The organism is Paraglaciecola sp. (assembly GCF_051252315.1).
Lineage (GTDB): Bacteria > Pseudomonadota > Gammaproteobacteria > Enterobacterales > Alteromonadaceae > Paraglaciecola.
Window position 1 is genome coordinate 1 of the sequence record NZ_JBPOFP010000174.1, and the last position, 6,401, is coordinate 6,401.

The 6,401-nt window shown below is 36.2% G+C and carries 5 protein-coding genes; 4 read left to right on the forward strand and 1 reads right to left on the reverse strand.

The features are described from left to right. A partial coding sequence (locus tag ACSHXM_RS20380) for a tetratricopeptide repeat protein (protein WP_435691986.1) occupies positions 1-786 on the forward strand: 786 nt, incomplete at its 5' end. A gap of 212 nt (positions 787-998) precedes the next feature. Beyond that, the gene (locus ACSHXM_RS20385; protein ID WP_435691988.1) at positions 999-3,029 is read left to right on the forward strand and encodes a fused MFS/spermidine synthase; all 2,031 of its coding nucleotides are present in this window, start codon (positions 999-1,001) and stop codon (positions 3,027-3,029) included. Here ACSHXM_RS20385 and ACSHXM_RS20390 read toward each other — a convergent pair. Then, the gene (locus tag ACSHXM_RS20390) at positions 3,012-5,129 is read right to left on the reverse strand and encodes a tRNA(Met) cytidine acetyltransferase TmcA (RefSeq protein ID WP_435691990.1); all 2,118 of its coding nucleotides are present in this window, start codon (positions 5,127-5,129) and stop codon (positions 3,012-3,014) included. The genes ACSHXM_RS20385 and ACSHXM_RS20390 overlap by 18 nt on opposite strands. 72 nt (positions 5,130-5,201) lie before the next feature. Between ACSHXM_RS20390 and ACSHXM_RS20395 the strand changes: the two genes are divergently transcribed. Then, positions 5,202-5,600 carry an acyl-CoA thioesterase gene (locus tag ACSHXM_RS20395; protein ID WP_435691992.1) on the forward strand — a complete coding sequence of 133 codons (399 nt, stop codon included), beginning with the start codon at positions 5,202-5,204 and terminating at the stop codon, positions 5,598-5,600. Continuing rightward, on the forward strand, positions 5,590-6,401 hold an 812-nt coding region (locus tag ACSHXM_RS20400), incomplete at its 3' end, for a hypothetical protein (protein ID WP_435691994.1). The genes ACSHXM_RS20395 and ACSHXM_RS20400, both read left to right, overlap by 11 nt.

A 6,401-nucleotide genomic window follows, 5' to 3' on the forward strand; every position in this document is an offset into this window, starting at 1 on the left:
GTTTATTTCAGAATGGCGAACGCGTATTACCAAACTCAACAATTTGCTGAGATAATTGAGCCAATTAACAAAGCTATTGCTTCTGCTGTTAAGCCGAATAAAACTGCTTATGCATTAAAAATGACTTCTTATTACAATCGTAAGATGTATAAAGAAACTATTGCAGTGCAAGAAGAAGCTGTTCAAATATTCCCTGATGACAAAAATCTATGGACGCAACTTGGCATGTTTTATATGTTAGTTGAAGACCATAAAAAGGCGTTATCAACTTTTGAATTGGCTTATAACCAAGGTTTTATTACAAAACCAGCTGAGATTAAAGCGCTTAGCCAACTTTACACTATGAATGATGTACCTATTAAGGCTGCAACTGTTCTAGAAAAACATGTAAAGTCTGGATTTGTTAAGAAAGAAGAAAGAATACTAACTTCTATTGCTTCTTCTTATCAACGAGCGAAAGAATTCAAAGAGTCAGCCGCATACTACGGTGAAGCTGCTGAGATGTCTTCTGATCCAGGGTTATATTTTAAGCAAGGTAATATGCTGTATATTGCAGAGCGTCCTAAAGAAGCGTTAACAGCACTACAAAAAGCGCTTGATGAAGGAGCTGATAATAAAGGTCGTATCCACATGGTAATGATGGAAGTTAACTTCTATCAAGGTCGATATAAACAAGCCTTTGCACATATTCAAGAAGCTAAGAAAGATAAGTCAACTAGGCGTAATGCCAGAAGTTGGGAGCCTTACGTAAAAGAAAAAGCCAAGAACAATGGTGTAAAACTTTAATATTCGTAACGCTTTAATAAAAGCTCCCAATGGGAGCTTTTTTTTTGTGTTCTATTTACTCAAGAGTATTAACGCTAGACTCGTCTTGATATTCTCTTTACCATTCCATTATCCGTAAATACTCTTTTAGATAGTATTTACTTCTAATTTTACTTTATCGCGAAAACAACTACCAAATGCCTTTTTTTATAACTGTTTTTATCAGTGCTTTTTTGATTTTTCAAATTCAACCACTTGCTTCTAAAGTTTTACTACCGTTATTTGGCGGAGGGGCTGGAGTGTGGACAACATGTTTGTTTTTCTTTCAGTTATTTTTATTAGTCGGTTATTTTTATGCCCACACACTATCAAAACTTAAGAATATTAAAGCACAAGTACTGATTCATGTTTGTTTAGTGCTTTGTAGTTATTGGGTTTTGCCTTTTGAGCTTGCACACTCAGAATTTTCTTTTACTAATCCGTCAATCGATATTGTATGGCTGCTGACGGTTTCGATTGGATTGCCTTTCGCAATCTTGTCAGCCACTAGCCCCTTGATGCAAAGTTGGTTTACGTTCAGTAGACAAACAGGAAACCCTTATCAGTTATACGCTATTTCTAATTTCGGCTCCTTTTTAGCTTTAATATTGTACCCAGTTTTGGTGGAGCCGTTTGTCACACTTGAGCTACAATCAATATTGTGGACCATAGGATATGTTGTTTTTTCAATTTTAATCGGTTACATCGGATTTAAGTTAAGCAAATTAGAAACTGGCGTTGTCTCCGAAAAAATTGGTAGGGAACCAACAGTCAATACTTCTATAAAACATTTCGTCATTTGGTTTTTGTTATCTGCGTTAGGTGTAGTTCTACTCGTTTCCGTTACTAATGCCATGTCACAAAATATCCCCCCTGTACCTTTTTTGTGGTTATCCCCTTTGGCTATATATTTGGTTACTTATATAGTTTGTTTTGGAAATATTAGGTTTTATAAGCCAAATGTGTGGTTAGTCATTTATGGAATAACGGCTTTTATCGCTCTGTTCATTTATTTTATAGGTGGCCAGTTTGATATCGCTACACAAGTTACTCTTTATTTACTTATTTTATTTAGTGCAACTATGGTATGTCACGGTGAATTGAGCAAACTAAAACCTAAGACTGAACATGCTACGTTTTTTTACTTAGTTATTTCGCTAGGAGGAGTATTTGGTAGTTTTATGGTGTCCTTTATTTCTCCCTTAATATTTGACGAATTCACTGAGTACCCCATTGCAATTTTTTCTGTCTTTATTTTATTTAGTTTTTCTGCACTTTTGAAAACTTCGGCTAAACAAGATAGTTCGATTAAAAATACCTTGATTTGGTTCAATAACAGGACTGTAATGGCTTCTATAAGTGGAGTCGTAGGTGTGCTCTGGTTATTGATGTTTTATAGTATGAATTTACTTTATCAGCAATTCGATTTAGATAAATCACGTAATTTTTACGGGATACTGAGCGTAAAAGATATTGTGCAAGGAGATGTAGAAGAGCGTCGATTAGTCGATGGCTCTACGGCTCATGGGGCACAGTCATTAAATGAAGATGTAACCTTACCCTTGAGTTATTACCGTCCTAATACGGGGGTTGAGCTTGTTTTAAGTGAGTTGTCAAAAGATGAAAATATAGATGTTGGCATAATTGGATTAGGTGTTGGAGCGTTAGGGGCTTACGGGAATGAAGGTGACAACTATCATTTCTACGAACTTAACCCCGCGGTTATTGAGTTTGCTAATCGACATTTCAGATTTTTAAAGCAGTCTAAGGCCAATATTAGTGTAAGACTTGGTGACGCTCGTATTAGTCTACAAAAGGAGTTTGATAAAGGAATTACTCATCAGTTTGATGTTTTAGTTGTGGACGCCTTTTCCGGTGATGTTATTCCGACTCATTTATTGACACGGGAGGCCTTTAAGCTATATCACCAACAAATTACCTCACAGGGTACAATTATTTTACATATATCAAATAGGCATTTGGATCTACTGCCTGTTGTTTTAGGGAATGCTAAGTATTTAGGTATGCAGGCCTTATTGTTTTCTACCCAAGGTGGAAAGCAAGAACACGATACAGATTGGGTTATTTTGACTAATAAAACCTCTATCTTAACTAAAATGGATTTTCAAAAAACAAGAATTAACCTAGCTGATAATCAACTTTATACAGTAGATTGGACTGATGATTATTCGAGTATATTGCCTATATTAAAAATTTTTAATTAACAAAGATAACTCGTCTTTTAATTTGTCTTCGATTTGTTTTCTACCTGTTAGGGAAAATAACGAAGATAACGCCGAATAGCTAGCATTTTGCAGTAAAACTTTGGCCAAATAGATTTGGCTTTGAATGGGCAAATCTAAAAGGGTTTGTATGTTATTCAACATAAGTTCTCTAGCTAATCTATCGCAGCTAGATAATGGTCGAGACTCAAAACAAAACTGTTTAATAATCGCTAAGTGTTTTGGCTCATTCTTTTTAGTGTTTACAATATTCCCGTCTCTTTGAGCCTGAGCTAATAAATGAATTAGCACTATGGGATCCAAATTGAGTAGTCTTTTATCCATTTGGTAAAGTAAATCTTGTAAGAATGTTTCTTTTATATCTAGAGTAAGTGAAACCGCATTATTATTTAACGGCAATAAACATATACAGTTGTGTTCCCCACTAGAGATTTCAATTTTAGAACTAATTTTTACCGGTTCAAAACCTGTCTTTAACCAAAATTTTAGTAGAGAGTGAGTGACGCCAAATGCAGTTGTGACATAGTCGATGTTGGCTTGATTCGCACAATGTTTAATATGTTGAATTAGTTCGGTGCCAAGGCCTTTGTTTTGGGCCTCAGGAGATATGGCAATACGCGTTATTCGCCATTGTTTGGCTTTTGCAAAGTTTGCACTATGATAATTAGAAGCAATGTTTTGTGCGACTAAATGACCTTTAACCCGTCTCTTACAAGAAGATATGTCGTCATTAAGTTTCGCTATGGCATGTCCTCCTTCCTCAATGATTTGTACTGTTCCCAGCACCACGCCTGCTTTTTTAAGAATAAAACATTTTACTTCAGGGCTATCTAAAAGGCGTTGTAAGTCATCTGGACTAGTTTGGTAATGTGCATTAATTAACAGGGAAAACACTGTTGCTAAAGTGTCTGGCGAGTCAATAAGTTGCTGCTTACTAATATAGTTACATTCTACTTTTGTCGAAGATATTGATAAATCATTAATGCTGGAGTTGTACATCAAAGACCTAAACCAAAATAATTCTATGGGATCACTTGGGTACCAACGGATGGGGCAGGTCATTTTTAATTGTTTATATTCAGGTTTTAGTTGGCTTAGTATTTTTTTAAAGCGTAATTCAAATCCACGTCCACTGCCTTCATAACCATGGATCGTTGTACTGTACACTGTGCGTGAAAATCGTTTGGTGATTTCAATCAGAGTATTGATGGGTATTGCTGCTGCTTCATCAATAAATATAATATCGGCCGATAAGTCCTCTTTTAGAAGTACGTCTACCGGGACAAAACGAATATGTTTACCTTTGTATTCTAATTGATTTTTTTCTTGCGTAGACTTAGGAAGTAGGCGTTTCGCATGTGAAAACACCTGGCTAACAGTATTGATATGCGGAGCTGTAACAATTACGTTCTTTGAATTTTGATCAAGTAATTCTGCAGCCGCTATTCCTAAAGCCGATGACTTGCCTCGGCCGCGGTCTGCATTGATGATTAATGGTCTATTTCTGTGCCCTAATGCGACTTTTTTAATCGCGGTTACCGCTGCCACTTGTTGTTCAAATTGTTTTTCTCTGCTCTGCTTGGGCACACTCACCAATGAAGATTTAAAAGAATCTTTAGTGAGTATTGCTAAATGTTCGTCTCGATTGAATTCATTCACTAAATGCTGAAAAAAATAACTGTGCAGCTTTGTTGTTTCAATGCCGTGTGAAATTCTGTTTGTAATTTCAGGATCATTAAATGCCGGCCAACTAGACAATTCTGGGCAAAGTATAATCATCAAACCATTAGATTTAATTGTGCCACTTAGGGCGATTGCTGCATTCGCCCTAAAACCACTAAAACAATCATATACGAGATGCGAGTATTCCTGGCCTAGTTTAGATTTGTAATCTTTTACACTAATAGTCGGACACGCAATTGGCGATACACCAACCCATAAAATATCATCATGATTTAAAGACTCTAAGGCTTCTTGAGCAGCACTTTTAGCCCACGTTTTATCGCCCGTTATGACTAATATCTGTCTATGGGAAAATATTGTAGTGCGTTTTTGTAACCAGTTTTGTAATTGACTATGCAAGTTGACTCAATTCGTTGTTTAAAAAGGTATAATTATTGTGACCATTTTAAGCAAAGTTGAAGAGGAATACGAATGCGCTTTTTATCACGAAGATTAGTCATGCCATATGACCTAAATTATGCCGGTTCATTATTTGGTGGCCGCGTCTTACAATGGATTGATGAAGAGTCTGCGGTTTATGCAATCTGCCAACTAGACAGTAATGTGTTAGTTACAAAACATATTGGTGCTGTGACCTTTGAATCTCCAGCCATGCAAGGAGACATTGTTGAGTTTGGTTTAGTCACAAAATCGGTAGGAAGAACCTCTATTACCGTTACTTGTTTGGTTAGAAATAAAGTCACTAAGAAAACCATTTGTTTAGCGGATGATATTGTTTTTGTTAAGTTGGATCCAGATACCCGAGAGCCAATATCTCATGGTAAAACGATGGCACTTTTGAATGATGATAATTTAGAAAATGACGGTTAATAAACTGGGAAATAGGGAAGCGCGATACATACACCTAGCCCTAAGGTCTTGGAAAGTTAGTGGAAGAAAAGGCCCAGGCTTAAATATCTTTAGAACCTTTATACTTATAATTGTTGTTCATTTATCAGCATGCAGTATTTTACCTACTAGGAATGCGGATTATTCGGTCATTGAAGAACACTCATTAAGTCATGAATTAACGGAAACCTCTGGGCTGTTTTGTTCCGGTATAAATCAAGCTATCACCCTAAATGATTCAGGTAACGAACCTATAATTTACACAATTAGTCGGGAAGGTCATATAGTTACAAAGCAACACTTACCCCTTAAAAATATGGATTGGGAAGCCTTAACCGGAAACAAAGGTTATCTGTTTATAGGAGACATTGGGAATAATAGCGGTAAGCGGCCATTTGTTCAGGTTCATAAAATAACTAAAGAGCCCGACAGCCAGCTCGTCAATTCGTTTAATCTGCGTTATACAGGCAATCAGTTAAACCAGAACCAATATACCTCCCATGATTATGATGCAGAGTCTTTGATTTTTGCTAATAACCAATTGTATTTATTTTCTAAGAGTTGGGCATCAAAGGACTTAACTATTTATCAAGTGTCACAACACCAAACCGAGCAAAACTTAACGCCAATAAAAGTAATAAAAGATTTACCTGGTTTAATCACTGGTGGCGATTATGATGCACTAAATGATAGGTTTGTGTTGGTAGGTTATAAACTAAAATTATTAGGTTGGTTCGAACCCTTTATCACCGTTTTAGATGCTAACCTCAATTTAGTGAAATC